Origin of the sequence: Actinocatenispora thailandica, assembly GCF_016865425.1 — a bacterium.
GTDB classification, from domain to species: domain Bacteria; phylum Actinomycetota; class Actinomycetes; order Mycobacteriales; family Micromonosporaceae; genus Actinocatenispora; species Actinocatenispora thailandica.
Map to the genome: position 1 here is coordinate 1,000,428 of NZ_AP023355.1, position 25,319 is coordinate 1,025,746.

Sequence of the window (25,319 nt, forward strand, 5' to 3'; positions counted from 1 at the left end):
CTCAGGTGATGAGCCTCTATGTCAGATGAGAAGCATACTATATGAGTTAGATATTTAATGGCACGGCCCGGCGGGCGGACGGGTTCGCGGCGCTGCGCGATGCCTGCCGCCCCGCCGGCCGCTCAGGTCAGTCCGCCGTCGACGGCGATCCGCTGGCCGGTCACCCAGCGGGCGCCCGCGGAGGCGAGGAACCCGACGACCTCGGCGACGTCGTCGGGTCGGCCGAGCCGGCCCATCGGCATCCGTTGGGCGATCTGCTCGACCGGAATGCCCGCGGTCTTCAGGCCGTCGGTCTCGGTGAACCCGGCAAGCACGCTGTTGACGGTGATCCGTCGCGCGGCGACCTCGCGGGCGAAGGCCCGCACCAACTGCTCGCCGGCAGCCTTGCTGGCCGCGTACAGGCCGGGCGGGTTGCCGGTGCGGGTGATCGACGACGAGATGAACACGATCCTGCCGTCGTCTCGCATTCGGGTCGCCGCTTCCCGCAGCGCCACGAAGGTGGCCCGCGCGTTCCCGTCGAAGGCCCGGTCGAAGTCCTCGTCGCGTGCCTCGGCGATGGCCCCGTAGGCGGCGCCGTAGGCGTTGTGTACGAACACGTCCAGCCCGCCGTAGTGCTGTTCCGCCGCGTCGAACAGGCCGCGCAGCTGGGCCGGGTCGGTCACGTCGGCCGGGACGGCCGTCGCCTGCCCGCCGGACCTCTCGATGGCCGTCACGGCCTCCTCGGCGGCGTCCGCGTTGCTCCGGTAGTTGATGATCACGCGCATCCCGTCGGTGGCGAGCCGGGCCGCGATGGCGCGGCCTATCCCGCGGGAGCTTCCGGTGACGACTGCGACTTTGCCGGTCATGGCACCCTCTCGATCGGTGGGAAATAGATATGAGCTTCATATCATTCGACTCTCATACTATGCCACGCGGGGGCGCCGCCGCGCCTGCCGCAGCCTCGGCAGCCTGCAGCGAGGGCCGATATCATATGAAGGACGTTTCATATCGTCCCGAGAGGTGATCTCATGCCGTCCACGCCTGCCGCCGATGCCCGGTCGAGACGAGGCCGACGGCGCGTGATGACCGAGATCAAGGAGTCGCTGCGCGGGCTCAGCATCCAGCTGTCGCTGCTCAACCACCAGATCGGCGCGCACGTCGATCTCAAGGACGTCGACTTCTACTGCCTGGACCTGGTCAACCGGTACGGTCCGCTCAGCCCGAGCGCGCTGTCCCGGCGGGCGGGACTGCATCCGGCCACGATGACCGGCATCCTCGACCGGCTGCAACGCGGTGGCTGGGTGGTGCGCGATCGCGACCCGGAGGCGACCGACCGGCGTGCCGTGACGGTTCGCGCCCTCCGCGACCGCAACAGCGAACTGTTCGCGCTGTACGCGGGCATGAACGCGTCGATGGACGAGCTCTGCGCCGACTACGACGACGACGAACTCCGGATCATCGCCGACTTCCTGCGGCGTACCACCGACGCCGGCGGCCGCGCGACCGACGAACTCGTCGACGAGTGACGCGAGCGCCGGCAGCGCCGGTCGGCCAGCCGCGGCGCCGCCACGCCGCTCACTCCCCGCCGCTGTTCGCCAGCCGGAGCTGGGTGCAGGTGTAGTGCCGCAGGGCGGCCAGGTCGACCGGGCGTAGCACGTCGCAGACCCAGTTCCAGTGCATCGCCACCGATCGGCCCGGCCGGATCCCCGGGACCAGCCGGTAGCCGCGACGGCCCACCCGCACGGCCGCCACGTGCGGCGCCCCCAGCGCGAGACGGCCGGCGTGCCAGACGAGCGGACGCTGCCGTACCAGGGCGGTGTCGCCGGACACCGACTCGACCGTGCCCCACCGGATGCGGCAGCCGTCGAGAACCCGCAGCGGCTCCTCGACCCAACCCGCGCGGAGCTGCCCGACCCACGGGTACACGGTGAAGACGTGGAAGTTGTGGTGTGCCCGCCCCGCCGCCGCGATCGCCGTGCCCAACTCCGGTTGGTGCCGGCCGAGACGGGAGGCGAAGCGGTCGACGACGTCGGTGGCGAGCAGCCGCGGCGAGACCCGCTCCAGCAGCGGGCTGCCGATCCAGTACGCGCGAACCACCGGAGCGGAGAGCGGGTCGTGGGCGCCGACCGCGGCGGCGATCAGCGTCAGGTACGGCCATGCCCCGTCGAACTGCCGGTCGAGCACCATCAGGCCGCGATCGCCGCGGCCCCGGTCGACCCGTTCGAGCAGCTCGCCCGCGTCGTCCGGTCCGCAGTAGCCCAGCGCGTTGGGCGGGTAGGCGTACCGGGCGAACAGTACGGGGCCGGGGGCTGTCATGGCACCGGCCTCGCGGGGCGACGGCTGCCGGCGACGACGATCGCTGCCCCGGCGGCCAGCAGCGCCATGCCGGCGACGGCGGCGGGAGCCGGTACGGCCAGGGTGGTGAGGGCCGACAGCCCGGCGGTGAGCAGCGCCGCGCTGGACAGCGCCGCCGTGGCATCGATCGCCGGCGCCCGGGACAGCGCGGCGAACCAGGTCGTCACGTACGCCGCGAGCAGCGTGCCGGTCACGCCGGCCCACGCCCACCCGGCCGGCCCGAGATGCAGCATGGCCGGCCAGCGCCCGGTCACGGCGATCCAGCCGAGCAAGGCCAGCACACCGATGCCCATCCGGTACAGCGCGAGCGGGAGCGCGCCGAGGTCGGCCAGCAGCAGCTTGACCACGATCACCTCGCCGGACCACAGCAGCGTGGCGGCCGCCACCATCAGCTCGCCGCGGTCGGCGACCATCCCGGCCAGCCCACCCTCCAGTACGACCAGGCCCGTCACGATCGCCGCGACGGCCAGCACGTGCCGTGCCTTCAGCCGTTCGTGCAGGAGCAGGACGGCCAGCACCGCCACCCAGATCACCAGGGTCTTCTGCAGGAACCCGGCGTGCGTCGACGAGGTGCGGGACAGCCCCTCGAAGAACAGGACGAAGGCCGCGGCCCCACCTACGAGTCCGACGGCCGCGACGCCCAGCACCTGCCGGGCGCCACGTGGCCGCCACCGGGCGCCTCCCGGCCGGCGTACCGCCGCGACCGCCACGGCGGCGAGCAGCGCGGTCGCGACGAGGTTCTTGGCGGTGGTGTAGACGGTGGGGTCGGGCGCGGTGGACACGCCCTGGGCGTTGACGAAGACCGCCACGCCGCTGATGGCGGCGGCCACGAACGCCAGCGCGACGCCCCGGCGGGCACGGCTGCTCATCTCGACTCCCCGGCCGCGCGGGCGGCCCTGGCCAGCTGGTCCGCCTCCGGCGGCGAGATCCGGGCCACCGCCAGCCCGCACTGGATCAGCAGCTGGTCGCCGACCCGTACCGGATCGTCCACGGCAGTCAGCGGGACCACCCGGACCTGTCCGCCGAGTTCGACTTCGGCGCGCTCGTCGTCCAGGACGTCGACGACCTGGCCGATCTGGGTCAGACACATCAGGCACGCTCCAGGTGGCTGCGGATCCGGTTGGCGAGCACCGACACGGCGCGCCGCACCGCGGGATCGAGGCCGACGCCCAGGCTGGTGTCGGCGGGTTCGATGCTGTACAGCACCAGGTGGCGGGGGAGCCGCCGCAGCACGCGGGCAAGCTCGATCGCCTCACCCAGCCCGATGCCGTGGCTGCTCGCGTTCCCTTCCTGGTACAGCCGATCGCGGGCCAGGTCGATGCGGTGGATCGTGCCGGGCGCCGACCGTGCGTGCCGGGCCGCGTCGATCACGATCGCCTCGCGCGCGGCCTGCCACGCGTTGATCAGCCCGGCGGGTTCCCCGTCGCTGTCGACCACCGCGACGCCGTCGGTGGGCCGGTCGCGCAGCGCGGCGGCCACCGCGGTCCCGGCCCCGTCGTCGTGCCGGTACGGGTTGCCCACGCCGATCACCACCGTCCTCATGCCCGGTCCACGGTCAGGTCCAGGAAGTGCGTGGCGCACGAGATGCACGGGTCGTAGTTGCGGATCGCGCGCTCGCAGGCGGCGGTCAGCTCGGTGTCGGGCTCGCCGATCCGGTCCTGCACCAGCCGGCGCAGGTCCTCCTCGATGGCCGCCTGGTTCTGCGCGGTCGGCGGCACGATCAGCGCGGCGGTGATCCGGCCGGCGGAGTCCAGCGTGTACCGGTGGAACAGGCTGCCCCGCGGCGCCTCGCTGGCGCCGTAGCCGACGCCGGCGCGCGGCGGCACCGGCACGTACGGCGGGTCGGGCGGCTGGTACCCGTCCAGGATGGTGAGCGCTTCGACGATCGCGTGCACCACCTCGACGGCGCGCACGATGATCGACCGGAACGGGTTGCGGCACACCGGTTCCAGCCCGACCCGGTCGGCGACGCGCAACGCCGGCGCGGACAGTTGCGGACGGTTGAGGGCGTAGCGGGCGAGCGGGCCGGTGAGGTACCGGCGTCCGTCGAGCGTGGCGTGCAACGCCGTGGAGTACGGCACCTGGTGCTCGACGACGTGCCGGTCGAGGTCGGCGACCGGGAACGTGACGCCGGTCGACACGCGCGGTCGCCCGTCCTCGATCGCGTACCGGTCCGGGTCGGACAGGGCGAGGAAGTCGTGGTCGATCGTGAGGTCCGGGAAGTCGAACCCGGCCACCCACTCCACGGTGGCGATCGCGTCCCGCAGCGCGCGGTGCAGCGGGGCCCGCAGCGCCGCGAGCGTGGCGACCGTCGGGGCGCGGTAGAAGCCGCCGACGCGGACGTTGACCGGATGGATCGACCGTCCGCCGACGCGTTCGATCAGCAGGTTGCCGACCTTCTTCAGGGCCAGTCCCCGCTCGACGACCTGCCGGTGGTCGCGGGCGAGTTCCACCACGCCCGGGTAGCCGAGGAAGTCCGGCGCGTGCAGCAGGTAGATGTGCAGGGCGTGGCTCTCGATCCATTCCCCGCAGTACAGCAGGCGCCGCAGTTGCCGGACCGGTTCGGGCACCCGGACGCCGCAGGCGTCCTCGATCGCGTGGCAGGCGCTGATCTGGTACGCCACCGGGCAAATCCCGCAGATGCGCGCGGTGATGTCCGGCGGCTCGGTGTGGGCCCGACCGCGCAGCAGCGCCTCGAAGAAGCGGGGCGGCTCGTAGATCTGCAGCGCCACGTCGCCGACCCGGCCGTCGTCGACGGTCACCCGCATGGCGCCCTCGCCCTCCACCCGGGCGAGCGCGGAGACCTGCAGGGAACGGGTGTTGCGGTGGGTCATGGCCGGCGCTCCGCGGCCCGGGCGAACGCGTCCGCGGCGGCGTTGAAGGTGCGGTACAACCGTCGGCGGGTGCCGTCGGGCATCCCGGAGGCGGCGAGCTGCCTGCTCAGCGCGTCGGTGTTCGGGGTGTTCATCGGGCCGAAGCAGCCGTAGCAGCCGCGTCCCAGCGACGGGCACAGGGCGCCGCAACCGGCGTGCGTGACGGGGCCCAGGCACGGGGTGCCCTGAGTGACCATCACGCACGGGGTGCCCCGTTGCTTGCACTCGAAACACACGCTGTGCGCCGGCACGTCGGGTTCGCGCCCCGCCAGGTAGGCGGTGATGACCTCGATGAGCTGGCCCTTGTCGATCGGGCAGCCGCGCAGCTCGAAGTCGACCGGCACGTGCGCCGAGATCGGCGTGGAGGCGTCCAGGCTGTCGATGTAGCCGGGTTCGGCGTACACCACGGCGGCGTACTGCTCGACGCCGGAGAGGTTGCGCAGCGCCTGGATGCCGCCGGCGGTGGCGCAGGCGCCGATGGTGACCAGCGTGCTGGACTGCTCCCGGATCCGGTGTATCCGCTCCAGGTCGTCCGGCGTGGTGATCGACCCCTCGACCAGCGACAGGTCGTACGGGCCGGCCACCGTCGCGCTGGAGGCCTCGGTGAAGTGCGCGATGCGTACCCGGTCGGCCAGCGGCAGCAGCTCGTCCTCGCAGTCGAGCAGGGTGAGCTGGCAGCCGTCGCAGGAGGCGAACTTCCAGACCGCCAGGGTGGGTGTTCGGTTCACAGCTGAGCCACCTCCAGCAGCGGCGCGGCGACCGGGTAGCCGACGACCGGCCCGTCCCGGCACAGCAGCAGCGGTCCGAGCTGGCAGTGCCCGCAATGCCCGACGCCGCAGCGCATGGTGCGTTCCATGGAAAGCCGGATCGACCCGGGTGGCACCCCGCGGGCCAGCAGGGCGCGGATGGTGAAGCGCATCATCACCTCCGGCCCGCACACCAGGGCCAGGCAGTGCCGCGGATCGAAGTCGGCGGTGTCCACCAGGCCCGGTACCACCCCGACGCGCCCGGCCCAGCCGGCGTCGGCGTGGTCGACCGTGACCTGGAGGTCCAGCCCGGCCCGGCGCAGCCGGCGATAGCTGCCGGCATAGAGCAGGTCGGCCGGGGTACGGGCGCCGATCAGCACCGTGACGTGGCGGTAGCGGGAGCGGTCGGCGAGGGCGTGCGCCACCACCGGCCACAGCGGCGCCGTACCGATGCCGCCGCCGACCAGCACCAGGTCGGTGCCGGCCGGTGCCGGTACGCCCCAGTCGGTGCCGAACGGGCCGCGCAGCCCGACGAGGTCTCCGTCGCGCAGGGCGTGCAACGCCCTGGTGACGGCGCCGACTCCGCGCACGGTGTGCCGGAACGTACCGTCGCTGCCGCCGGCGACGGAGAGCGGCACCTCACCGACCCCGAATGCGTACATCATGGTGAACTGGCCGGGCCGGTAGTCCGGCAGCCGCTCGCGGTGCGGGGCGAGGTCCAGCGTCACCGTGTCGGTGGTCTCGGCGCGCCTGCCGACGACCCGGTAGGCGACCGGCGTCATCTCGTCCATGCCGGGCTCCGGTACAGGTCGAGCAGCCGCATCCGGGTGTGCTGCAACCGGTCCAGCAGTACCGGCAGGAACCGCGACATGATCGCGTACCCGAGGTCGGGATCGTCGTCGCACAGCCGCCGCAGCTGCCCGCCGTCGATCTCGCTGGTGTGCGTCGTCTCGGTCGCCTCGGCGCCGAAGTGCCACCGGTAGGGCGGGCACAGCCACGACCAGCCCAGCACGGTGCCGGCACCGAGCGTCTCGACGGTCACGTGTCCCCGGCCGGGGACCAGCGTGTCGAGACGTACCAGTCCGGTGTGGATGAGCCAGCAGCGTGCGGCGGGTTCCCCCTCCCGGAACACCCTGCTGCCGGGCGGCAGCCGCAGCGGCCGGGTCACGGTGGCGACCGCCGCCAGCTGGTCGTCGGGTATGCCGGCCAGGAACGGGTGCGTGGCCAGCTCGGCCACCGGCCCGGCGGTCATCCCGGCCTCCGGCCGCCGACCGGATCGACCAGTGCCGCGGCCTCCTCGGTGATGTCGATACCGACCGGGCACCAGACGATGCAGCGCCCGCAGCCCACGCAGCCCGACTCGCCGAACTGGTCGTTCCAGCTGGACAGCTTGTGACTGAGCCACTGCCGGTACCGGCTGGCGCCGGAGCTGCGCACCGGCCCCCCGTGCAGCCGGCTGAAGTCCAGGTCGAAGCAGGAATCCCAGCGCTGCCAGCGTTCGGCGTGCTCGCCGGTCAGATCGGTGCTGTCCACGATGTCGGTACAGAAGCAGGTGGGGCACACCATGGTGCAGTTGCCGCAGGTCAGGCAGCGGGACGCGACGTCGTCCCACCGGCCGGACTCGCGCGCGGCGGCGATGGCGCCGGCCAGGTCGCCGGACGGTAGTGTCCGGCCCATCCGGTCCGCGGCGGCGTCGACCGCCGCGGCGGCGCCCGCGGCGACCGGCTGCTCCAGCGGTCGCGCCGGGATCCGCGTCAACAGCCGGGCACCGGGCTCGCTGCCGCTCTCGGCCACGTACCGGCCGTCGGGCAGCTCGGTGAGTACCACGTCGTAGCCGGACTCGGCGCGCGGGCCGCCGCCGGCCGAGACGCAGAAGCAGGTCGCCCCCGGCTCGGTGCAGTTGACGGCGACGATGAACACCCCGTCGCGCCGTTGCGCGTACCGGCGGCCGTCGCCGAGTACCCGGTCCAGCACGCCGATCGCCCGCAGGTCGCAGGACCGGACGCCGAGGAACGCGAAGGCGGGTGGGGATCGGCGGGCTCGACCGCGCCGGCGACACCCGCGTCGGTGGACCACAGCATCTCCCGGGCCGGATGCAGGAACGTCTTCCAGGACTGCGGGCCGGCCGCGTGGCCGAACGCCAGCTGGTCCTCGCGGCGCCGCAGCCGGTACCTGCCCGCCTCCAGCTCCACGCCCCAGCCGTACGGGAGTTGGCTGGCGTCGGTGAGTTCGTCGAGGACGATGGCGTGGTCGCGCACGGTGGGGCCGATGACGCGCCGGCCGTCCGCGCGCAGCTGGTCGACCAGCCGCGCGAGGTCATCGAGTAGAACCGAGGTCACGGTGCCAGCCTCCTGTCGGCAGATCGACGGTACGGGCGAATCGTCCCGCTTCGCGAAAGTGCGGACCCTCCCCGCTCAGCAGACCGCGACGACCGGCCGGGTCCCAGAGCTGATCGGCCCCCTCCCGAGGTGCCCTGTGGCTCGGGCACGCCGCCCGGCACCGGGCCCCCGAGCGGGTGGCCCGTGGCTCGGACGCGCCGCCCGGCAGCGGCTGCCGAACGGGCGGACCCGGCCGGCTCAGCCGGCCCGTCCCGGGACGGCCGCGGCCAGCTCGGCGAGGTCGACGCCCCACCGCAACGCCCGGTCGCGTTCGCCGCTGTCCAGCGGGCCCTGCATGCCGGTGACGTAGAAACTGTGCGCGGGCGCGACGATCCGTGCACCGAGATGCCGCAGCCGGCGGTCGATCGCGCCGGCCGCCGACCCCGGCAGGCGGGTCCGGGCGTGGGTGTCGAACGCGGCGGCAAGCCGGCCGTGCAGCGGGCCCGCCGCGGCCAACCACTCGCGTACTCCACGGTCGGTGCCGCCGGCCGCCCTCTCGTCCTGCCGGGCCGCCGAACTCCGGGTGTTCGGCCGGCTCATCCCGAACGCGTGCGTCGGCCCGCCCACCACCACCAGATCCACCGTGTCGGGTACCGGGGTCGGCGCGCCGTCGACCGAGACCACTCGCACCACGGCCCGGGTACTCAACCCCTCGGCGATCGCGCGCGCGACCTGCTCGGTGTCACCGAACATCGACTCGTACACCACCAGGGCATGCATCGTTCCTCCCCCGTGCCGGTGTGCCATCCCTGCCGCCAGTGCAAACCCGGCAGCGGTCGCGCCGACAGGGCCGGACGACAGGTGGTCGCGGGCTGGACGGACCGGCACCGGCCGCGGTGCCGGGGTCACCGTCGCGTACCGGAGCGGCCGGGCGCCGGCGGCTCACCGGGCGGACCCACCGGGCGGCCCGGCCGGCGTGCCAGCCGCCGGCGGGTCGCCTCGTCGCGGTCGCGCTCGTCGAGTTCGACGAGCCGCCGCGACAGGGCGTCGGTCAGCAGCGGGAGCCACCCGTGCCGGAGCGCCCGCTCCCGCCGCGCGGTCGCGGCGATCTCCGCGTCCAGCACCGCCAGCGCGCGGGCGGCGGCGGCGTGCCGGCCGGCGGCGACCAGCGCGGTACGGACCGCGCGCCGGGCCTCGACGGCCGTGGCCGCCGCGGGCTCGGGAGGCAGCGTGACGGTGACGGCCGCCGGGTAGCGCACCCCGAGGGCGGTCGCGGTGTCCACCGCCACCGACGCCGCAGCGTCCGGGGTCGCCGCCTCCAGCCTGGCCTGGCCGCCCGCGAGGCCGGTACGCAGCAGCCAGGCCTCGCTGTCGTGGACCCGGTCGGTCCAGTCGCGGGCCGCGTCGGCCGCGTCGGCGGCGAGCCGGCGCCGGACGCCGCGCAGCATCCGCAGCTTGCGCTCCAGCAGGTCCGCGCCGCGTTCCGCGGTGGCCGCCCGGTGCCGCAGCCAGGCCAGCCCGGCTCGCCCCGGAGGTACCCGCAGTCGTGCCATCCGATGCCCCGCTCAGCCGATACCGTGCGCGTCGAGGGCGCTGTCGGGCAGCAGGGTCAGTTCGGCGCGCGGCAGCCGGCCCAGCACCTGCCAGGCCCGATCCAGCGTGTCGTCGAGGGCACGGTCGTCCGTGCTGCCCTGCCCGGCCAGCCCGGTGCGGAACGCGGTCGCGAAGTCCAGGTACCGGTGGTCGGCTTCGCCGAGCGCCGACTCGCCGACGATCTCGGCGAGTTCCCGCACCTGCCGTACCCGGGCGAGGGCGGCGAGCAGCTGCCCGGCCAGGTCGAGGTGGTCGGCGCGGGTCCGGCCGGGGCCGACGCCGTGTCGCATCAGCCGGGACAGCGAGGACAGCGGATCGATCGGCGGGTAGCCGGGCGTCTCGGCCGACAGCACGATCTGCCCCTCGGTGATGTACCCGGTCAGGTCCGGTACCGGGTGGGTGATGTCGCCGGCGGGCATGGTCAGTACCGGCAGCAGCGTCACCGACCCGGGCCGGCCGCGCAGCCGGCCGCACCGCTCGTACAGCGAGGCGAGGTCGCTGTAGAGGTACCCGGGGTAGGCGCGGCGGGCCGGGATCTCGCCGCGCGCCGCGGACACCTCCCGCAGCGCCTCCGCATAGCTCGTCATGTCGCACAGCACCACCAGCACGTGCCGCCCCGCCCGGTACCCGAGGTCCTCGGCGACGGTCAGCGCGATGCGGGGGTGAGCACCCGTTCGACGGCCGGGTCGTCGGCGGTGTTGAGCAGCAGCGTCAGTTCGCCGGCGGCGGTGCGCTTGTCCAGCGCCGCGCGGACCGCGTGCGCGTCGGCGTGGCTGAGCCCGAGGCCGGCGAACACCACGCAGAACGGCTCGCCTCCCGCGGTCGCCTGCGCCGCGATCTGCGTCGCCAGTTCCAGGTGCGGCAGGCCGGGGACGGAGAAGATCGGCAGCTTCTGCCCGCGTACCAGGGTGGTCATCGCGTCGATCACCGAGACACCGGTCGGCACCGGGTCGCTCGGCGGTTCCCGGCGGGTCGGGTTCATCGGCGCTCCGGCGACCGGCACCTCGCGCGCCCCGGTCACCGGCGGGCCGCCGTCGGCCGGTTCGCCACGCCCGGTGCACACCCGGCCCAGCCACCCGTCGCCGACCGGGACGGTCATCGGGCGGCCGGCGAACCGTACCGTCGTGTCGTCCGGCCGCATCCCGTCGGTGCCCTCCATGATCTGCACGACCGCCAGGTCGCCGGCCACCTCCAGCACCACGCCGTGCCGCGTACCGCCGGCGCCCAGGCGTACCGTGACCGACTCGTCCCAGCCGACGCCGCCGACCCCGGTCACCACCAGCAGCGGCCCGCGCAGCTCGCGTACCTCGGTGTACTCGACCCAGCCCGTCACGGCGCGGCCCCCCGGACGGCGGCCAGCACGGTGGCCACCCGGCCGGCGACACCGTCGGTGTCGGGGTCCTCCCGGGCCCGGACCAGCGGCCCGAAGTCGACGCGCTCGACGTCGGCGGCGTCGGCGCCGCCGGCCACGGCCGCCCGTACCGCGTCGCACACCGTGCGGACCGCCTCGGCGAGGGCCGCACCGCGCCGCTCGTCGCAGTACGCGTCGACGGCGGACAGGGCGCTCTGCCGCAGCAGCGCGTCCCGGGCCAGCCGCCCGCACAGCAGGGCCGCACGCTCGGCCGGGGGAGGGCGTCCACCCCGACCAGCTCGGCGACGGTGGTCAACCGGTCCGCCTCGGCGAGTACCGCGAGGATCCGGTCCCGGCGGTCCGGCCAGCCGGCGTCGCCCGCCGCGCGGTGCGCCGCGGCCGCCGCCCCGAGGTCCCGGCAGAACGACTCCGACCAGGACACCGCCGGATAGTGCCGGGAGTAGGCGAGGTCGCGGTCGAGTGTCCAGCGGCACCGGACGAACCGCTCCGTGTAGGTGGTGACCGGCTCGGTCAGATCGCCGCCGGGCGGGGACACCGCCCCGATGATGGTGACCGAACCGGTGTCCCCGCCGAGGGTGCGGACCGCGCCGGCCCGCTCGTAGAACGCGGCCAGCGCGGACGGCAGCCCCGCCGGGTACCCCTCCTCGGCCGGCAGCTCACCGGTACGCGCGGCGAACTCGCGCAGCGCCTCGGCCCACCGGGACGTGGAGTCGGCGATGACGACGGCGTCCAGGCCCATGTCCCGGAAGTGCTCGGCGACGGTGACCCCGGTGTACACGCTGGCCTCGCGGGCCATCATCGGCATGTTGGACGTGTTGGCGATGATCACCGTCCGGTCGGCGAGCCGCCCACCGGTTCGCGGATCGGTCAGCCCGGTGAGGTCGGCGACGACCTCGGCCATCTCGTTGCCGCGCTCGCCGCACCCCACGTACACCACGACGTCGGCGTCGCACCACTTCGCGATCTGTTGCAGCAGCAGGGTCTTGCCCGTGCCGAAGCCACCGGGTACCCCGGCGGTGCCGCCCACCGGCAGCGGGAAGAACTGGTCGACGACCCGCTGCCCGGTCCGCAGCAACCGGCCGGTGCCGAGCCGGCCGGCGTGCGGGCGGGGCCGGCGTACCGGCCAGGCCGACCGCTGGCGGACGTCCGCGTCGCCGACCCGGGCCAGCACCGCGTCCGGCGGCAGCAGCCCGGCCGCGGCGACCATCTGCACGGTGCCGCCACCGCCGGGCGGAACGAGTACCCGGTACTCGACGGGGCCGGTGTCCAGCACCCCGAGCACCGCCCCGGCGGCGAGCACGTCGCCGGCACGGACCCGCGGGGTGAACCGGCGCGGCACCGTGTCGACCGCGGTGCCGGCGCCGGGTTCCAGGAAGTCGGGCGCACCCGACAGGGGCCGCAGCAGCCCGTCGAACACGCCGCCCAGCAGGTGCGGGCCGAGCGCAGCGGACAGCGGTGCGCCCCGCGGCCGCGCCGGTTGCCCCGGCGCCAGCCCACCGGTGTACTCGTACGCCTGGGTGGTCGCGCGGCCGGCGGCGATCGACACCACCTCGCCCGGGACGCCGGCGGCGCCGAGGCTCACCAGGTCACCGACCGCCGTGCCGGCGTCGGCGACGTCGAAGTCGACCAGCGGGCCGGCGACACGCCGGATCACGCCTGCCATGGGTCCTCCATCGCGCGGGTGAGGTCCATCGCCCGGTCGGTGAGGGCGGTGACCGACAGGTCGAGCCGGCGGCCGCCCGCGGTACCCAGCATCCCGCCGCCCGGCGCGTCGCCGGTCCGGGCCGGTTCCCCCAGCACCGACCGGATCGTCGCCGCCATGCGCTCCCGTACCGCCGGGTCGCTGCAGCGCAGCCGGAGCGTCTCGCGCACCCGCTCGCGCAGCCGCCGGTGCGCCTCGGCCCGTGCCGTCAGCCGGGCGCGGGTGAGCCGCCGGTCGGCGTCGGCGGCGTCGGCGCGCGCGGCGAGCCGGGCCGCCTCGGCGACCTCGGTACGGGCCGCGGCGACGGCCGCGGTGGCCCGGCGCCGTGCCTCGGCGAGCGCCGTACGGGCCCAGGACTCCGCGTCGGCCACCTCCGCCCGGGCCGCGGCGCGGGCCTGCGCGGTCAGCGCCAGCCGGACCGGTTCGAGCAGGTCGGTCATGGCAGCACCGCCGTCAGCGGGGCGGTACCGGCCGTCAGCTCGCCGGCCAGGACGGCCGCGGCGGCCGGGGTGAGGACCACCAGTACGGTGTCCGGCGGCAGCGACCGCCACGCCGCGTGCACCGCCGCGGGGTCGTCGGCGGCCCGCACGGCGGCCCCGGCCAGCGCCCACCCGCGGGTCCGCGCCCACTCGCCGATGATCACGGCACCGCCGCGATCCACGGGTGGCACGGCGCCGCTCATGCCTTGCCGATCACGATGACGGCCACGATCAGGCCGTAGATGGCGATCCCCTCGGCGAGACCGACGATGACCATCGCCCGGCCGAACAGTTCCGGCCGCTCGCTGAGCGCGGCGAGGGCCGCCGCCCCGGTGTACGCCACCGCGATACCCGCACCGATCGACGAGCCCGCCACCGAGATCGCGGCGCCGAGCAGCGCGGCCCAGTTGCCGCCCGGCGCGGCCCCGGCCGCCGCCGGTGCGGCCTGTGCCGGGCCGGCGCTGAGCGCCACCACCGCGACGACCGCCGCGGCCACCAGCAACACCGCATCCAGGGCCAGGAACAGCCGTACCGCCAGCCGGCGGTGCCGGCGCAGCAGCACGCCGGCCCCGACCGCCACCGCGAGCAGGGCGGGTAGCGCCGCGATCCAGATGGTCATGACAGCTCCTCGGTCGTGATACGCCAGGGCCGGTACGGCCGGCCGGCCGGGCCGAAGATGCGGGAGAACATCTCGTAGTACTCCAGGCGCAGCGCCTGCACGGCGGCGACGAGCCCTTCCAGCGCGATCGCCAGCGCGTTGCCGAGCAGGAAGACGACCGCGGCGGCGACGACGCCGAGTACGCCGCGGCCGGCGAGCGCTGCGGCGGCGTGCCAGACGAGGAGGCCGAGCGCGGCGTGGGTCAGGCCGAACGCGGCGAGCCGGGCGAACGACACCAGGTTCGCGCCGATGCGGACGGCGGTGTCGAACAGCTCGACCACCGTCTGCGCGATGCCGGTGGCGCCGCCGCCGGCCGTACTGGCGAAGCCGACCGCGGCGAGCCCGAGACCCACCAGGGTGAGTGCCGCGGCGGCCAGCCACAGCGGCGGCAGGTGCAGAAAGAGGCCGACGGCGCCGAGCGCGAGCCCGACGAACACGGCGGCACCGGCGACGCCGGACGCGGCGTACAGGGCGACACCCGGCCCGCCCTCCCGCCAGCGGTTGACGATGCCCACCGTGTAGCTGGCGGCCAGCAGCGCCGCGCCGACGCCGATGCCGGCGGTCAGCAACCGCATCGGGTCGGTCAGCGGCTGCAGCCACAGGGCGGGTACCAGGCCGGTGGGTCCGAAGAACTCGCCGTAGGCGGCACCCGCCGCGACCGAGGCGACGCCCGCGCCGGCGAGGAACGGCCAGCCGGCACGCAGCCGCGCCAGCCGCGGCCAGGTGCCGAACCGTACGGCGAGGGCGAAGCCGGTCAGCAACAACCCGTGCCCGACGTCGCCGAACATGATGCCGAACATCGCCACGTACGCGACGCCGGCGAGCACCGTCGGATCCACGTCCGGGTAGGCGACCGTCTGGTAGGTGCCGACCAACGGTGCCACCGAGCGCCGGACCGGGCCGGCCGGCAGCAGCGTCGGCGGCTCCGTGCCGGGTGGCGTCGGCAGCGGTACCGGTGCCGCGCCGACCGCGCGCAGCCGGCACGCCAGGTCGCGCAGCGCGCCGCGGGGACACCAGCCGAGCAGCGCCGCGACCTGGTCGTGCCGTACCGCGGCGGCCAGGTAACCGGGCAGCCCGGCCGGCCCGGTGCCGTCCCGGCCGGGCGGCTCGTCCACGTCGACCACCCCGGCCGCGCCGACCACCGCCAGCGCACTGCGCATGGCCGCGGCCGGTGCCACGATCGCGATGCGCCGCATGGACACCGGGCCGAGCTGCCGGTACAGGTCAGACCACCGCATCGAACGCCTCCAGCGGCCGGCCGCCCCGCGCGGCGAGCTCCAGCGCGGCGGTCACCCGGCGGGCGTCCGCCGCGAGCAGCGCCACGGTGCCGACCAGCGCGTCGGGGCCGGGCCGGCCGCGCCGGGCCAGGCTCGCGGCATCGAGTTCCACCCGCCGCCACCAGGCCGGCTCGGCGCGCCACAGGTCGGCCGGACCGGCCACGCCCGCGACCGCCCACCCCGCGCGGGGCGGCAGCGAGGCGGTGAACGCCGGCCACGAGGACAGGTCCGGCCGGTGGCCGGCGAGCAGCTCGGCGGGGATCCACGCCGCGGTACCGGCCAGGAACCGTTGGCGGGCCAGCACCACGGCGGCGGCACCGGCGGCCCACGCGTCGGTCTCGGCGGCGGTCGCCGCGACCCGGCGCGCCCACACCAGCCGCAGCCTCGTGTCCAGTTCGGCGTCGGGCCTACCCGGATCGCCCCAGGCCGAGCCGGCGAGCGCCGCCCGCATGGTCGCCGGGCCGGTGGTGACCGCGACCCGCGACCACGCGGTGTCCAGGGCACCCAGTTCGTACGGCGGTGCGGCGGGCGCGCCGTCGAGGCGGCGGGCGTGGCCGACGATGTTGTCCACCTCGTACCAGCCGGCGACGCACCGGATGATCCGGGCGCCGGCCGCGGGTTGCCAGCCGGCGAGGATCCGCAGCTGCCACAGCAGTTCGGCGGCGACGGCCCGCTGCGCGGCGGTGAGGTCGGTGCCGGGCCGGATCCGCTCGCGGTACGCGGTGTCGCCCAACGCGGTGACGGCGGCGGTCAGCGACGCCGACGCCGCCAGCCGGCGGGCCCGGTCCCGGCCGAGCCGGCGGCTCAGCAGGCCGCGGGACCGTACCGCGCCTGCCGCCCAGCGCGCACTCACGGTTCCGGCTCCGCCGGGAGGTCCGTGACGATCCGCTCGGTGAGCAGTTCGGCCAGCGCGGGGATCCGCGAGTCGAGCCGGGAGGACAGCTCCGCCGCGGCGCGGGCGCTGTCCTGTTCCGCCCGGACGGTGCTGGCCGCCGATTCGCGGCGCCGGCGCTCGGCGGCGGCAGCACGGATCGCGTCGACCGCCGCCGCGGCGGCCGCGGCGATCCGGTCCGCTTCCTGCTGCGCCATCCGCCGGTGTGCCGCGGCGACCGTGCGAGCGTCCGCCCGGATCCGGTCGGCCTGGCGCCCGGCGCCGGCGAGGGCGTCGAACACCGGCGCCAGCTCCTGCTCGGCGGCTCGGGTCCGGTGGGTCGCGGGCCCGGCCGGCAGCACGCCACCGGGTACGCCGACCGGTCGGAACCGGTCCAGGAACCGTCGCGCGGAGACCATGCTTCCCCCTCGGGGCACCGTTTCACCGCCAGATTGGGTGCGGCCGGCATCCCTTGCCAGGGCCGAACGGGCCTGCCATCCGGGCCGTTCGGGGCGCGTACCGGACCGCTGCGCGGGGGTGGGCCGGCCGTCGGCCCTCGGCGCCGGGGCCGCACGGCCCTGTACCGCGACGGCGGCGGGTGCTTGCGTGGTCGGAACGGACGGGGCCCGCGCGCCGAATCGGTCGATCGATGCCCGAGCGCTCGAACGGGCCGAAACGACGCCTTCGAGGCCTCGCCGCCGAACCGGCCTGAGGAGGTCACCGTGACAACGACCACGGTCCGGGACGTGATGAGCGCGCCGGTGGTCACCGCGAACGAGGACACGACGTACAAGCAGGCGACGGAACTGTTGCTGGCCAACAGGGTCGGCGCCCTGCCGGTGCTCGACGGGCAGGGCCACGTGGTCGGCGTGGTCTCCGAGTCCGACCTGCTGGCCAAGGTGGCGCTCGTCGAGGACGCGGTGCGGCCCGGCCTGCTCACCCGCCGCAAGCGACGACACGCCCAGGTGAAGGCGGCCAGCGATCGCGTCACCGGACTGATGTCGGCACCGGCGCGCGCCGTGTCGGCCGGCGCCACCGTGCCGCAGGCGGCACGACTGATGCGAGACGGCAAGGTCAAGCACCTGCCGGTACTCGACGATGCGGGCCTGCTGGTCGGCATCGTCGCACGCAACGACCTGCTCCGTGACTTCCTGCGCAGCGATCGGCAGATCCGGGCCGAGGTGCTGCGCGACGTCGTCCGGGGCGCGCTCGCCACCGACCCGTCGGAGGTGTCGGTCGAGGTCTCGGACGGGGTCGTCACCCTGTCCGGCCAACTCGAACGGGCTGCCGGCATCCCCATCGCCGTGCATCTGACCTGGATGATCAGTGGTGTGGTCGACGTCGTCGACAAGCTGGTGGCTGCTCGGCCCGAAGCGCGCCCCGTCCCCGGTCCGACCCCGCCGTACGGCCCGCTTCGCGCCTGACGACCGATGCGGGCCGGCGCCGGGCTCACCGTCAGGTGCGGTGGTCCCGGCGCGGCCGGCGGCTCCAGATCGGTTCGACGCGCTGCCAGCCCCGATCCCAGTCACGAAGCCGGCGCCGGTCCAGCAGCAGTCGGGTACCGAAGACGAGCAGCGCGCCGGCGGTGGCGGTGCCCACGGACACCGACAGGCCGGAACCGATGCCGTCCAGGACGGTACCCAGGCGCGATTCGGGGCGGGTGGTCTGGTGGCCGCGCGCGTCGAACCAGACGGTCACCCGGGCGCCGGCGGGCGTGCCGGCGGCGACCTGGACGGTACCGGTCCGGGTGCCGGCCGGGGTGCGCCACCGCGCCGGGGCGGACGTCCGGTCGCCGACGGTACTGGTTTGGCCCGACACGGGCGCCGCGGCGGGTGCGGTGCGCAGCAGGACGACGCGATACGGATGGGTACCGGCGCTGGCCTGCCGGGCGGCGCGTTCGGCACGTGCCGCCGACTGCGCGCCGACCAGGACGCCGATCGCGACGCCCACCAGCAACGCGACGCCCGCGACGCGCAGTACGGCGGCCTCGATCCGGTCCGATCGCCGGCACAGCGGGTTCCGGCCTGGCCGGAGCTGGCGGATGGTGCGCCGCGGCCAGGTCGGTGGCCGTCCACCCCGGCGGTTCCGGTGTCTGGTCGACATGGCAACTCCCACTGGTCTGGTCCCACCGGTCCGGTCCACGCTTCGATGCTCGGGTCGCGGCACCGGCTCGGGAACGACGATCCCGCGGCACATCACCATCGTCAGTGCGGCGCCGGTGCCACCCCAGGGATGTCCGGCCCCTCTCGGACGGCCCGTCGCCCTGGCCGGACCGGGCTTGTCGGCCCGCCGCGGGTGGTGCCCGGCGTCCCCGCCCGGCGATGGTCCCGGCCGGCCCGAACCGTTCGGCACTGCTCGCCGCGCCCCACCGCATCGTGGCCGCGGGCCGGGCACCGGTGGGTGCCGCGTTCTCGACCGGAAGCGAAGCATCCGACATGTACGACTCCGCTGTGGACAACGACACCGGCCCGGCCGGCGCGGCGGACCGCCGGACCGCCGGGCCGGTCCGCCGGGCTGGTCCGCCGGGCCGGTCCGTCCGGCCGGTCCGGCGAGCCGGTCCGCCGGGCCCGCTGGCGGCCCGGACGGGTGCCCGACCCGGGTACGGATGGCCCGAGTTCACCGGGCTGTTCGGTACTGCCCGCGCCCGGCCGCCGTTGCCACCCTGATAGCAGGAGACCGTCCGGCCGGTGCCTCGCCTCGCGGTGGGTCCGGCGCAAACAGCAGGGGGTGCACGATGCGCAACGCGCCGATCGTGGTCGGGGTGGACGGATCGAGTTGGAGCGAGGCGGCACTGGACTGGGCGGCGGCGGAGGCGGTGCGCCGGGACACCGCGCTGAGCGTGCTGTACGCGTTCGAGTGGCCGATCATGGGCATCCCGTTCAGCGGGGTACCGGCCGGCTACGACCCGCGGCAGCAGGCCCGGCAGATGGTGCTGCGGATGGCCGACCGGGCCCGAGAGCAGGCCGGCTCGGTGCAGGTCACCAGCCGGCTGGACAACGGCCCGGCGGCTCGGCGGCTGCTGCTCGCCGCCGAACAGGCGTCCCTGGTGGTGGTCGGCAGCCGCGGCCTCGGCGGGTTCTCCGGGCTGCTGGCCGGCTCGGTGAGCATGCAGCTGGCCGAGCACTGTTCCCGACCGGTCGTGGTGGTGCCCTCCGGTGACGGCGGGCACGCCGACGGCCCGATCGTGCTGGGGGTGGACGGGCCGGCCAGCGACCCGGCGATCGGCTGGGCGTTCGAGGAGGCCGCCGCGCACCGCGCGCCGCTGGTCGCGGTACGGGTGTGGCCCGAACGGCCGGCGCACGCGCCGGATCTGGCCGACCCGGACGAGGAGGACGCTGCCGTCGCCAGCTACGAGCAGCTGGAACGCTGGCACCAGAAGTACCCGAAGGTGACCTTGGAGGTACGGGACCTGCGCGGCCACCCGGCCGCCCTGCTGGTGGAGCAGTCGAGCACCGCGCGGCTCGCGGTGGTCGGGGCCCGCGGGCGCGGCGGGTTCTCCGGGCTCCTGCTCGGTTCGGTCAGCCAGGGGCTGCTCCGGCACACCCACTGCCCGGTGGCCGTGGTCCGCAACTCGGCCGAGTGAGCGCCGGGCTGGGCGAAGGAGGCTTCCGATGGTGCAGCCGTTCGTGCGGCCGGGCACGCCGAACCTGGCCGACTACCGGGCCGCCCGCCGTGACTTCACCTGGTCACAGGCACGCGGCTGGCTCGACGGGCTGCCCGGCGGGCGGGGCTTGAACCTCGCGTACGAGGCGGTCGACCGGCATGCGGCACCGTTGCGGGACAAGGCGGCGATCCGGTTCGTCCGGTCCGACACCGAGATCAGCGAGCTGACCTACGGTGAGCTGGCCGAGGCGACGAGCCGGTTCGCGAACCTGCTCGCCGAGCTGGGGGTCGGCGCCGGCGAGCGGGTCTGCACGTACCTGACGCCGCGGCCGGCCCTCTACGTCGCCGCGCTCGGCACGATGAAGCGCGGCGCCGTCTACACCCCGCTGTTCCCGCGTTCGGGCCCGAACCGGTCGCGCAGCGCCTGTCGTTGAGCCGGGCGCGGGTGCTGGTGACCACGGCGCAGCTGTACGCCCGCAGGATCGCCCCGCTGCGCGACCGGCTACCCGAGCTGCGCCACGTGCTGATCGCCGACGCGGACACCGCCCCGCCCGGTACGGTCGCCCTCGATGCGGCGTTGCGCTCCGCCCGGGGCCGGTACGAGATCCCGGCGACAGATCCGGAGCAGCCGGCACTGCTGCACTTCACCAGCGGAACCACCGGCCGGCCGAAGGGCGCCGTGCACGTGCACGACGCGGCCGTCGCGCACTACGCCAGCGCCCGGTTCGCCCTGGACCTGCGGCCCGACGACGTGTTCTGGTGCACCGCCGATCCCGGCTGGGTGACCGGAACGTCCTACGGCATCCTCGCACCGCTGATGCACGGGGTGACCGTGGTCAGCGTCGCCGCCGACTTCGAGGCGCGCCGGTGGTACCGCATTCTCGACCGGATGCGGGTCACCGTCTGGTACACCGCGCCGACCGCGATCCGGATGCTGATGCGGTACGGCGACGAGTTGCCGGGCGACTACGACCTCTCGCGGCTGCGCCACGCCGCCAGCGTCGGCGAGCCGCTCGACGCCGCAGCGGTGCGGTGGAGCACGGCGACGCTGCGGCATCCGTTCCACGACACCTGGTGGCAGACCGAGACCGGCTCGATCATGATCAGCAACTTCCCGGCGGTCGACATCCGCCCCGGTTCGATGGGCCTGCCGATGCCGGGGATCGAGGTGGCGCTGCTGGCCCGCGGCCCGGACGGCCGGGCGCGGGTGACCGGCGGGGCGGTCACCCCGATCGTCGAGCCGGAGGTGGAGGGCGAGATCGCGTTGCGGCGCGGGTGGCCGTCGATGTTTCGCGACTACCTCGATCAGCCGGAACGCTACGCGGGCTGCTTCGCCGACGACTGGTACCTGACCGGGGACATCGCCCGCCGCGACGCCGACGGCTACTACTGGTTCGCCGGTCGCGCCGACGACGTGATCAAGTCGGCCGGACACCTGATCGGCCCGTTCGAGGTCGAGTCGGTACTGATGGATCATCCGGCGGTGCTGGAGGCCGGCGTGATCGGCCGGCCGGATCCGGTGGCCGGGGAGCGGGTCAAGGCGTTCGTCACGCTGCGGCCGGGCGAGCGGCCGACCGAGCCGCTCCGGCAGGAACTGCTGGCGTTCGCCCGCCTCCGGCTGGGTGGCATCGCCCCGCGCGAGATCGCGTTCGAGCCGAACCTGCCGCACACCCGGAGCGGGAAGGTGCTGCGCCGGCTGCTCCGGGCGCGTGACCTCGGGCTGGACGCCGGCGACCTGTCCACCCTGGAGAGCCAGCCATGAACGCGCGCGGTCGCGACCTGTTCGCCTCGATGCTGCGCATCCGGCGCTTCGAGGAACGCTGCGTCGAGCTGTACAGCGCGCGGAAGATCCGCGGCTTCATGCACCTGTACATCGGGGAGGAGGCCGTGGCCGCCGGCGTGTTCGACGCGCTCGGCGCGGACGACAACGTCGTGTCCACCTACCGCGAGCACGGCCACGCGCTCGCCCGCGGGGTGCCGATGACCGCCGTGCTCGCGGAGATGTACGGGAAGGCCACCGGATGCAGCCGCGGACGGGGAGGTTCGATGCACCTGTTCGACGTGTCCCGGCGCTTCTACGGCGGGAACGCGATCGTCGGTGGCGGCCTGCCGATCGCCGTCGGACTCGCGCTGGCGGACCGGATGCGCGGCGCCGACCGGGTCACCGCATGCTTCTTCGGCGACGGTGCGGTCGCCGAGGGCGAGTTCCACGAATGCCTGAACCTGGCGGCACTCTGGCGGCTGCCGGTCCTGTTCTGCTGCGAGAACAACCGGTACGCGATGGGCACCGCGCTGCATCGCGCGCAGGCACAGACCGACCTCGCGCTGCGTGCCGCGTCGTACGGAATGGTGGCCTGGCCGGTCGACGGGATGGACGTGTCGGCCGTGGCGGCGGCGGCCCACCGGGCCCGGGCGCAGGTCGCCGCCACCGGGGAACCGTGCTTCCTCGAGCTGCGCACCTACCGGTTCCGGGCGCACAGCATGTACGACTCGGACCGGTACCGGGACGCGGCCGAGATCGACCGGTGGAAGCAGCGCGACCCGATCGACACGTACGCCGCCGAGCTGCTCGGGTCGGGCGAGCTGACCGAGCAGGACCGGACCGAGCTGGAGGCCTCGGTCGGGCGCGAGATCGATGCCGCGGTCGGCGCGGCCGAGTCCGCTCCGCGGGAACCGGTCTCCGACCTGACCCGGTTCGTGCTCACCGAACCCGAGGTGCCGTCATGACCAACCCGCCCGCCGCGCCCGCGGCCGGCCACCCGACGTACCGGGAAGCCATCCGGGCCGCCATCCGCGACGCGCTCGACGCCGACGACCGGGTGTTCCTGATGGGCGAGGACGTCGGGCGCTACGGCGGCTGCTTCGGCGTCAGCCTGGGGCTGCTGGAGGAGTACGGCCCGGACCGGATCCGGGACACCCCGCTGTCGGAGTCCGCGTTCGTCGGGGCCGGGATCGGGGCCGCGCTGGCCGGGATGCGACCGATCGTGGAGATCATGACGGTCAACTTCAGCCTGCTGTCGCTGGACCAGATCCTCAACAACGCCGCGACCTTCTCGTACATGTCCGGCGGGCAGCTGAGCGTGCCGCTGGTCATCCGGATGACCACCGGTGCCGGGCGGCAACTCGCCGCGCAGCACTCGCACAGCCTGGAAGGCTGGTACGCCCACATTCCCGGCATCCGGGTACTGGCGCCGGCCACCGTCACCGACGCCCGCCGGATGCTGGCCCCCGCGCTCGCCGATCCGGACCCGGTGCTGATCTTCGAACACGGCACCCTCTACAACGTCGCCGGTTCCGACGATCTCGACGAGGTCGACATCGACTCGGCCGCGGTGCGCCGGGACGGCGACGACGTGACGCTGATCGGCTACGGCGGCACCCTCGGCGTCGCACTCGCGGCGGCGGAAACCCTGGCCGGCCAAGGTATCTCGGCCGAGGTACTGGACCTGCGGGTGCTCCGGCCGCTGGACGAGGACGCGATCGTCGGCTCGGTACGCCGTACCCACCGCGCGGTGGTCGTGGACGAGGGCTGGCGCAGCGGCAGCCTCGCCGCCGAGATCGCCGCCCGGATCACCGAGCGGGTGTTCTACGAGTTGGACGCGCCGGTGGAACGGGTGTGCGCGGCGGAGGTGCCGATGCCCTACGCCGGTCACCTGGAACAGGCCGCGCTGCCCGGCCCGGACGACGTGGTCGCGGCGGCCCGACGAGCGGTGGGCTGAGCGATGGCAGAGTTCCGGATGCCCTCCCTCGGCGCCGACATGGACGAGGGAACGCTGCTGCAGTGGCTGGTGCGTCCCGGCGACCGCGTCCGGCGGGGGGACCTGGTCGCCGTGGTCGACACGGACAAGGCGGCGATCGACGTCGAGTGCTTCACCTCGGGCACGGTGCAGACCCTGCTCGTCGACGAGGGCACCCGGGTACCGGTCGGCACCCCGCTCGCCGTCATCGACGACGCAGCCGAACCGGCCGCACCGGAGCCCGTGGTGCCGACAGCGGCGGTGGCCCCGGGGTCGGTCGAGCCGGCACCGGTCGAGCCGGGGCCCGCATCCGAGGTGGCGCCGGCCGAGCCGGCACGAGCGGCGCCGGCATCCGAGGTGGCGCCGGCGTCGGTCGAGCCGGCATCCGTAGAGCCGGCACCCGCAGCGGCGCCGGAGCCGGCCGCACCGGTCGCCGAGGAGGCGCCGGTCTCGCACCCGACGAGATCGGCGCGCCCCGCCTCGCCGCTGGCCCGCAGGGTCGCCGCCGATCTCGGCGTCGACCTGGCGCAGGTCACCGGTTCCGGTGCGGCGGGCGAGATTCGGGCCGTGGACGTGCGTTCGGCCGTGGCGGCCGGTACCGCTCCCGCCGCAGCCGGCGCCGAGTCGGCACCGGCCCCCGCCGCCGCTGCCGAGCCCGCCGCGGCCGGTGCGACACCGATCGCCGCCAGCGCCGCACCGACCGCGCCCGATGCGGCCACCGGGGCCCGACCCGGCGCCGGCCCGGGGCGCCGGCCCGCACCGGTACCGGACCGGCACGAGGCCCGGCGGGCGGCCACCGCGGCGCTGATGGCGCGGGCCAAGCGGGAGATCCCGCACTACTACCTGAGCACCACGGTGGACCTCGGCACCGCCCTGGACTGGCTGCACCGGCAAAACCGGCAACTGCCGGTGGATCGGCGGATCCTGCCCGCCGCGCTGCTGGCGAAGGCCGCGGCACGGGCAGTCCGCGAAGTACCGCAGCTCAACGGCCACTTCGTCGAGGGAAAGTTCCGGGCGGCGAACCGGGTTCGGCTCGGGCTCGCGACATCGTTGCCCGAAGGCCTGCTCGTGCCCGGTATCGACGATGCCGACGAACTTCCGCTGACGGAGTTGATGACCCGGCTCAAGGACCTGGTGTCCCGAGCGCGGCTGGGTCGGCTGCGCAACGCCGAACTGGCCGAGCCGTCGATCACCGTGTCGAACCTGGGTGACCAGGGTGTCGAAGCGCTGTTCGGCGTCATCTACCCACCGCAGGTTGCCCTGGTCGGCTTCGGCACCGTGGTCGAACGGCCCTGGGCCCTCGACGGCCTGATCGGGGTGCGGCCCGTCGTCACGGTGAGCCTGTCCGCGGATCACCGGGTGACCGACGGCGCGGTGGGAGCACGGTACCTGCGCCGGATCGACCGGCACCTCAACCACCCGGAGGAGCTGTGAACACGCACGATGCACGCCAGGCGGTCCTCGACTCGTTGCTGATGATCGCGCCCGAGGCCGACCCGCAGCGGATCGATCCCGACGATCCGCTGCGGGAGGCCGCCGGGCTCGACTCGCTGGACTTCCTGTCCTTCGTCGAGAACCTCAGTACCCGCACCGGAACCAGGATCGAGGAGTCCGACTATGACGACCTTGCGACCATCGCCGACGCGACCGCCTTCGTCCAGCGCGCCGCCTGAGCCGGCCGGCCGCCTCGCCGGGCGCGGGCTCGGCCCCGGGCAGACGACGCGGCTGAACCGGATCCTCTACCAACACGGCCAGC

General features: G+C 74.9%; 30 protein-coding genes and 3 pseudogenes. 10 read left to right on the forward strand and 23 right to left on the reverse strand.

All coding sequences use genetic code 11. From position 1 onward, the window contains the following. Positions 1-122: 122 nt before the first annotated feature. The gene (locus Athai_RS04385) at positions 123-845 is read right to left on the reverse strand and encodes an SDR family oxidoreductase (protein ID WP_203960278.1); all 723 of its coding nucleotides are present in this window, start codon (positions 843-845) and stop codon (positions 123-125) included. 216 nt (positions 846-1,061) lie between these two features. Between Athai_RS04385 and Athai_RS04390 the strand changes: the two genes are divergently transcribed. Then, positions 1,062-1,505, forward strand: coding sequence for a MarR family transcriptional regulator (locus tag Athai_RS04390; protein WP_239156715.1), 444 nt, complete (start codon positions 1,062-1,064; stop codon positions 1,503-1,505). 49 nt (positions 1,506-1,554) lie between these two features. Here Athai_RS04390 and Athai_RS04395 read toward each other — a convergent pair whose 3' ends face one another. From Athai_RS04395 to Athai_RS04435, 9 genes are read right to left on the reverse strand one after another with little or no spacing between them, the layout of a single operon-like run. Continuing rightward, on the reverse strand, positions 1,555-2,295 hold the full coding sequence (locus Athai_RS04395; RefSeq protein ID WP_203960280.1) for a DUF6390 family protein: 741 nt from the start codon (positions 2,293-2,295) through the stop codon (positions 1,555-1,557). Continuing rightward, complete coding sequence (locus Athai_RS04400; protein WP_203960281.1) at positions 2,292-3,203, reverse strand: DMT family transporter; 912 nt, start codon at positions 3,201-3,203, stop codon at positions 2,292-2,294. The genes Athai_RS04395 and Athai_RS04400 overlap by 4 nt, the downstream gene beginning before the upstream one ends. Then, on the reverse strand, positions 3,200-3,424 hold the full coding sequence (locus Athai_RS04405) for a HypC/HybG/HupF family hydrogenase formation chaperone (protein WP_203960282.1): 225 nt from the start codon (positions 3,422-3,424) through the stop codon (positions 3,200-3,202). Before Athai_RS04405 ends, Athai_RS04400 begins: the two co-directional genes overlap by 4 nt. Next, a complete protein-coding gene (locus Athai_RS04410; RefSeq protein WP_203960283.1) occupies positions 3,424-3,876 on the reverse strand; it encodes a hydrogenase maturation protease in 453 nt (150 codons plus the stop codon). Before Athai_RS04410 ends, Athai_RS04405 begins: the two co-directional genes overlap by 1 nt. Continuing rightward, entirely contained in the window at positions 3,873-5,168 is a 1,296-nt protein-coding gene (locus Athai_RS04415) for a Ni/Fe hydrogenase subunit alpha (protein WP_203960284.1), read from the reverse strand. The genes Athai_RS04410 and Athai_RS04415 overlap by 4 nt, the downstream gene beginning before the upstream one ends. Further along, complete coding sequence (locus Athai_RS04420) at positions 5,165-5,935, reverse strand: NADH-quinone oxidoreductase subunit B family protein (RefSeq protein ID WP_239156716.1); 771 nt, start codon at positions 5,933-5,935, stop codon at positions 5,165-5,167. The genes Athai_RS04415 and Athai_RS04420 overlap by 4 nt, the downstream gene beginning before the upstream one ends. Next, positions 5,932-6,744: an FAD/NAD(P)-binding protein gene (locus Athai_RS04425; RefSeq protein WP_239156717.1), complete on the reverse strand. Its 813-nt coding sequence runs from the start codon at positions 6,742-6,744 to the stop codon at positions 5,932-5,934. The genes Athai_RS04420 and Athai_RS04425 overlap by 4 nt, the downstream gene beginning before the upstream one ends. Continuing rightward, positions 6,732-7,205, reverse strand: coding sequence for a Crp/Fnr family transcriptional regulator (locus tag Athai_RS04430; protein ID WP_203960285.1), 474 nt, complete (start codon positions 7,203-7,205; stop codon positions 6,732-6,734). The genes Athai_RS04425 and Athai_RS04430 overlap by 13 nt, the downstream gene beginning before the upstream one ends. After that, positions 7,202-8,029 (reverse strand): 4Fe-4S dicluster domain-containing protein, encoded by an 828-nt coding sequence (locus Athai_RS04435; protein ID WP_203960286.1) that lies wholly within the window; start codon positions 8,027-8,029, stop codon positions 7,202-7,204. Before Athai_RS04435 ends, Athai_RS04430 begins: the two co-directional genes overlap by 4 nt. Positions 8,030-8,046: 17 nt before the next feature. Between Athai_RS04435 and Athai_RS04440 the strand changes: the two genes are divergently transcribed. Next, positions 8,047-8,280, forward strand: a complete 234-nt coding sequence (locus Athai_RS04440; protein WP_203960287.1) for a hypothetical protein — start codon at positions 8,047-8,049, stop codon at positions 8,278-8,280. A 249-nt stretch (positions 8,281-8,529) separates the two neighbouring features. Here the strand turns inward: Athai_RS04440 and Athai_RS04445 are convergent, their stop codons facing one another. The 12 genes and pseudogenes from Athai_RS04445 to Athai_RS04495 all read right to left on the reverse strand — a co-directional run bounded on the left by Athai_RS04445 (position 8,530) and on the right by Athai_RS04495 (position 16,642). Continuing rightward, the gene (locus Athai_RS04445; protein ID WP_203960288.1) at positions 8,530-9,051 is read right to left on the reverse strand and encodes a flavodoxin family protein; all 522 of its coding nucleotides are present in this window, start codon (positions 9,049-9,051) and stop codon (positions 8,530-8,532) included. A 125-nt stretch (positions 9,052-9,176) separates the two neighbouring features. Continuing rightward, complete coding sequence (locus tag Athai_RS04450; RefSeq protein WP_203960289.1) at positions 9,177-9,824, reverse strand: V-type ATP synthase subunit D; 648 nt, start codon at positions 9,822-9,824, stop codon at positions 9,177-9,179. Positions 9,825-9,836: 12 nt separating this feature from the next. Further along, positions 9,837-10,154 carry an ATP synthase beta subunit C-terminal domain-containing protein gene (locus Athai_RS35190; protein ID WP_420829817.1) on the reverse strand — a complete coding sequence of 106 codons (318 nt, stop codon included), beginning with the start codon at positions 10,152-10,154 and terminating at the stop codon, positions 9,837-9,839. A gap of 66 nt (positions 10,155-10,220) precedes the next feature. Next, positions 10,221-11,197: pseudogene (locus Athai_RS33870) on the reverse strand (V-type ATP synthase subunit B); the annotation flags it as partial. Beyond that, entirely contained in the window at positions 11,194-11,358 is a 165-nt protein-coding gene (locus Athai_RS04460) for a hypothetical protein (RefSeq protein WP_203960290.1), read from the reverse strand. The pseudogene Athai_RS33870 and the gene Athai_RS04460, both read right to left, overlap by 4 nt. A 188-nt stretch (positions 11,359-11,546) precedes the next feature. Beyond that, positions 11,547-12,899, reverse strand: a pseudogene (locus tag Athai_RS35195) (V-type ATP synthase subunit A); the annotation flags it as partial. Then, a complete protein-coding gene (locus Athai_RS04470; RefSeq protein WP_203960291.1) occupies positions 12,887-13,378 on the reverse strand; it encodes a hypothetical protein in 492 nt (163 codons plus the stop codon). The pseudogene Athai_RS35195 and the gene Athai_RS04470, both read right to left, overlap by 13 nt. Next, positions 13,375-13,620, reverse strand: a complete 246-nt coding sequence (locus Athai_RS04475) for a hypothetical protein (RefSeq protein ID WP_203960292.1) — start codon at positions 13,618-13,620, stop codon at positions 13,375-13,377. Before Athai_RS04475 ends, Athai_RS04470 begins: the two co-directional genes overlap by 4 nt. Then, complete coding sequence (locus Athai_RS04480) at positions 13,617-14,036, reverse strand: ATP synthase subunit C (protein ID WP_203960293.1); 420 nt, start codon at positions 14,034-14,036, stop codon at positions 13,617-13,619. Before Athai_RS04480 ends, Athai_RS04475 begins: the two co-directional genes overlap by 4 nt. Then, positions 14,033-15,313: a V-type ATPase 116kDa subunit family protein gene (locus Athai_RS04485; protein ID WP_203960294.1), complete on the reverse strand. Its 1,281-nt coding sequence runs from the start codon at positions 15,311-15,313 to the stop codon at positions 14,033-14,035. The genes Athai_RS04480 and Athai_RS04485 overlap by 4 nt, the downstream gene beginning before the upstream one ends. Next, complete coding sequence (locus tag Athai_RS04490) at positions 15,300-16,205, reverse strand: hypothetical protein (protein ID WP_203960295.1); 906 nt, start codon at positions 16,203-16,205, stop codon at positions 15,300-15,302. The genes Athai_RS04485 and Athai_RS04490 overlap by 14 nt, the downstream gene beginning before the upstream one ends. After that, on the reverse strand, positions 16,202-16,642 hold the full coding sequence (locus Athai_RS04495; protein ID WP_203960296.1) for a hypothetical protein: 441 nt from the start codon (positions 16,640-16,642) through the stop codon (positions 16,202-16,204). Before Athai_RS04495 ends, Athai_RS04490 begins: the two co-directional genes overlap by 4 nt. Before the next feature lie 303 nt (positions 16,643-16,945). Between Athai_RS04495 and Athai_RS04500 the strand changes: the two genes are divergently transcribed. Next, positions 16,946-17,647, forward strand: a complete 702-nt coding sequence (locus tag Athai_RS04500) for a CBS domain-containing protein (RefSeq protein ID WP_203960297.1) — start codon at positions 16,946-16,948, stop codon at positions 17,645-17,647. Positions 17,648-17,678: 31 nt separating this feature from the next. On the opposite strand, the gene Athai_RS04505 is transcribed toward Athai_RS04500, so the two are convergent. After that, positions 17,679-18,326 carry an Rv1733c family protein gene (locus tag Athai_RS04505; protein WP_203960298.1) on the reverse strand — a complete coding sequence of 216 codons (648 nt, stop codon included), beginning with the start codon at positions 18,324-18,326 and terminating at the stop codon, positions 17,679-17,681. Positions 18,327-18,957: 631 nt separating this feature from the next. Here Athai_RS04505 and Athai_RS04510 point away from each other — a divergent pair. From Athai_RS04510 to Athai_RS04535, 7 genes and pseudogenes are all read left to right on the forward strand, one after another. Further along, the gene (locus Athai_RS04510; protein ID WP_203960299.1) at positions 18,958-19,806 is read left to right on the forward strand and encodes a universal stress protein; all 849 of its coding nucleotides are present in this window, start codon (positions 18,958-18,960) and stop codon (positions 19,804-19,806) included. A gap of 28 nt (positions 19,807-19,834) precedes the next feature. Further along, a pseudogene (locus tag Athai_RS04515) lies at positions 19,835-21,066 on the forward strand (AMP-binding protein); the annotation flags it as partial. 228 nt (positions 21,067-21,294) lie between these two features. Next, on the forward strand, positions 21,295-21,588 hold the full coding sequence (locus Athai_RS33875; protein ID WP_239157352.1) for an AMP-binding enzyme: 294 nt from the start codon (positions 21,295-21,297) through the stop codon (positions 21,586-21,588). After that, complete coding sequence (gene pdhA, locus Athai_RS04520; RefSeq protein WP_203960300.1) at positions 21,585-22,553, forward strand: pyruvate dehydrogenase (acetyl-transferring) E1 component subunit alpha; 969 nt, start codon at positions 21,585-21,587, stop codon at positions 22,551-22,553. Before Athai_RS33875 ends, pdhA begins: the two co-directional genes overlap by 4 nt. Next, complete coding sequence (locus Athai_RS04525) at positions 22,550-23,545, forward strand: alpha-ketoacid dehydrogenase subunit beta (protein ID WP_203960301.1); 996 nt, start codon at positions 22,550-22,552, stop codon at positions 23,543-23,545. The genes pdhA and Athai_RS04525 overlap by 4 nt, the downstream gene beginning before the upstream one ends. A gap of 3 nt (positions 23,546-23,548) precedes the next feature. Further along, on the forward strand, positions 23,549-24,997 hold the full coding sequence (locus Athai_RS04530) for a dihydrolipoamide acetyltransferase family protein (RefSeq protein ID WP_203960302.1): 1,449 nt from the start codon (positions 23,549-23,551) through the stop codon (positions 24,995-24,997). Continuing rightward, complete coding sequence (locus tag Athai_RS04535; protein ID WP_239156718.1) at positions 24,994-25,236, forward strand: acyl carrier protein; 243 nt, start codon at positions 24,994-24,996, stop codon at positions 25,234-25,236. The genes Athai_RS04530 and Athai_RS04535 overlap by 4 nt, the downstream gene beginning before the upstream one ends. Positions 25,237-25,319: the final 83 nt, after the last annotated feature.

Coding starts and splice junctions, on each gene's coding strand:
- Athai_RS04505 (WP_203960298.1), bottom strand. CDS start 18,326: ATGTCGACCAGACACCGGAACCGCCGGGGTGGACGGCCACCGACCTGG.
- Athai_RS04485 (WP_203960294.1), bottom strand. CDS start 15,313: ATGCGGTGGTCTGACCTGTACCGGCAGCTCGGCCCGGTGTCCATGCGG.
- Athai_RS04390 (WP_239156715.1), top strand. CDS start 1,062: ATGACCGAGATCAAGGAGTCGCTGCGCGGGCTCAGCATCCAGCTGTCG.
- Athai_RS04530 (WP_203960302.1), top strand. CDS start 23,549: ATGGCAGAGTTCCGGATGCCCTCCCTCGGCGCCGACATGGACGAGGGA.
- Athai_RS04470 (WP_203960291.1), bottom strand. CDS start 13,378: ATGACCGACCTGCTCGAACCGGTCCGGCTGGCGCTGACCGCGCAGGCC.
- Athai_RS04510 (WP_203960299.1), top strand. CDS start 18,958: ATGCGCAACGCGCCGATCGTGGTCGGGGTGGACGGATCGAGTTGGAGC.
- Athai_RS04400 (WP_203960281.1), bottom strand. CDS start 3,203: ATGAGCAGCCGTGCCCGCCGGGGCGTCGCGCTGGCGTTCGTGGCCGCC.
- Athai_RS04430 (WP_203960285.1), bottom strand. CDS start 7,205: ATGACCGCCGGGCCGGTGGCCGAGCTGGCCACGCACCCGTTCCTGGCC.
- Athai_RS33875 (WP_239157352.1), top strand. CDS start 21,295: ATGGATCATCCGGCGGTGCTGGAGGCCGGCGTGATCGGCCGGCCGGAT.
- pdhA (WP_203960300.1), top strand. CDS start 21,585: ATGAACGCGCGCGGTCGCGACCTGTTCGCCTCGATGCTGCGCATCCGG.
- Athai_RS04385 (WP_203960278.1), bottom strand. CDS start 845: ATGACCGGCAAAGTCGCAGTCGTCACCGGAAGCTCCCGCGGGATAGGC.
- Athai_RS04405 (WP_203960282.1), bottom strand. CDS start 3,424: ATGTGTCTGACCCAGATCGGCCAGGTCGTCGACGTCCTGGACGACGAG.
- Athai_RS04495 (WP_203960296.1), bottom strand. CDS start 16,642: ATGGTCTCCGCGCGACGGTTCCTGGACCGGTTCCGACCGGTCGGCGTA.
- Athai_RS04475 (WP_203960292.1), bottom strand. CDS start 13,620: ATGAGCGGCGCCGTGCCACCCGTGGATCGCGGCGGTGCCGTGATCATC.
- Athai_RS04445 (WP_203960288.1), bottom strand. CDS start 9,051: ATGCATGCCCTGGTGGTGTACGAGTCGATGTTCGGTGACACCGAGCAG.
- Athai_RS04525 (WP_203960301.1), top strand. CDS start 22,550: ATGACCAACCCGCCCGCCGCGCCCGCGGCCGGCCACCCGACGTACCGG.
- Athai_RS04450 (WP_203960289.1), bottom strand. CDS start 9,824: ATGGCACGACTGCGGGTACCTCCGGGGCGAGCCGGGCTGGCCTGGCTG.
- Athai_RS35190 (WP_420829817.1), bottom strand. CDS start 10,154: ATGCGACACGGCGTCGGCCCCGGCCGGACCCGCGCCGACCACCTCGAC.
- Athai_RS04425 (WP_239156717.1), bottom strand. CDS start 6,744: ATGGACGAGATGACGCCGGTCGCCTACCGGGTCGTCGGCAGGCGCGCC.
- Athai_RS04415 (WP_203960284.1), bottom strand. CDS start 5,168: ATGACCCACCGCAACACCCGTTCCCTGCAGGTCTCCGCGCTCGCCCGG.
- Athai_RS04395 (WP_203960280.1), bottom strand. CDS start 2,295: ATGACAGCCCCCGGCCCCGTACTGTTCGCCCGGTACGCCTACCCGCCC.
- Athai_RS04480 (WP_203960293.1), bottom strand. CDS start 14,036: ATGACCATCTGGATCGCGGCGCTACCCGCCCTGCTCGCGGTGGCGGTC.
- Athai_RS04440 (WP_203960287.1), top strand. CDS start 8,047: ATGCAGGAACGTCTTCCAGGACTGCGGGCCGGCCGCGTGGCCGAACGC.
- Athai_RS04410 (WP_203960283.1), bottom strand. CDS start 3,876: ATGAGGACGGTGGTGATCGGCGTGGGCAACCCGTACCGGCACGACGAC.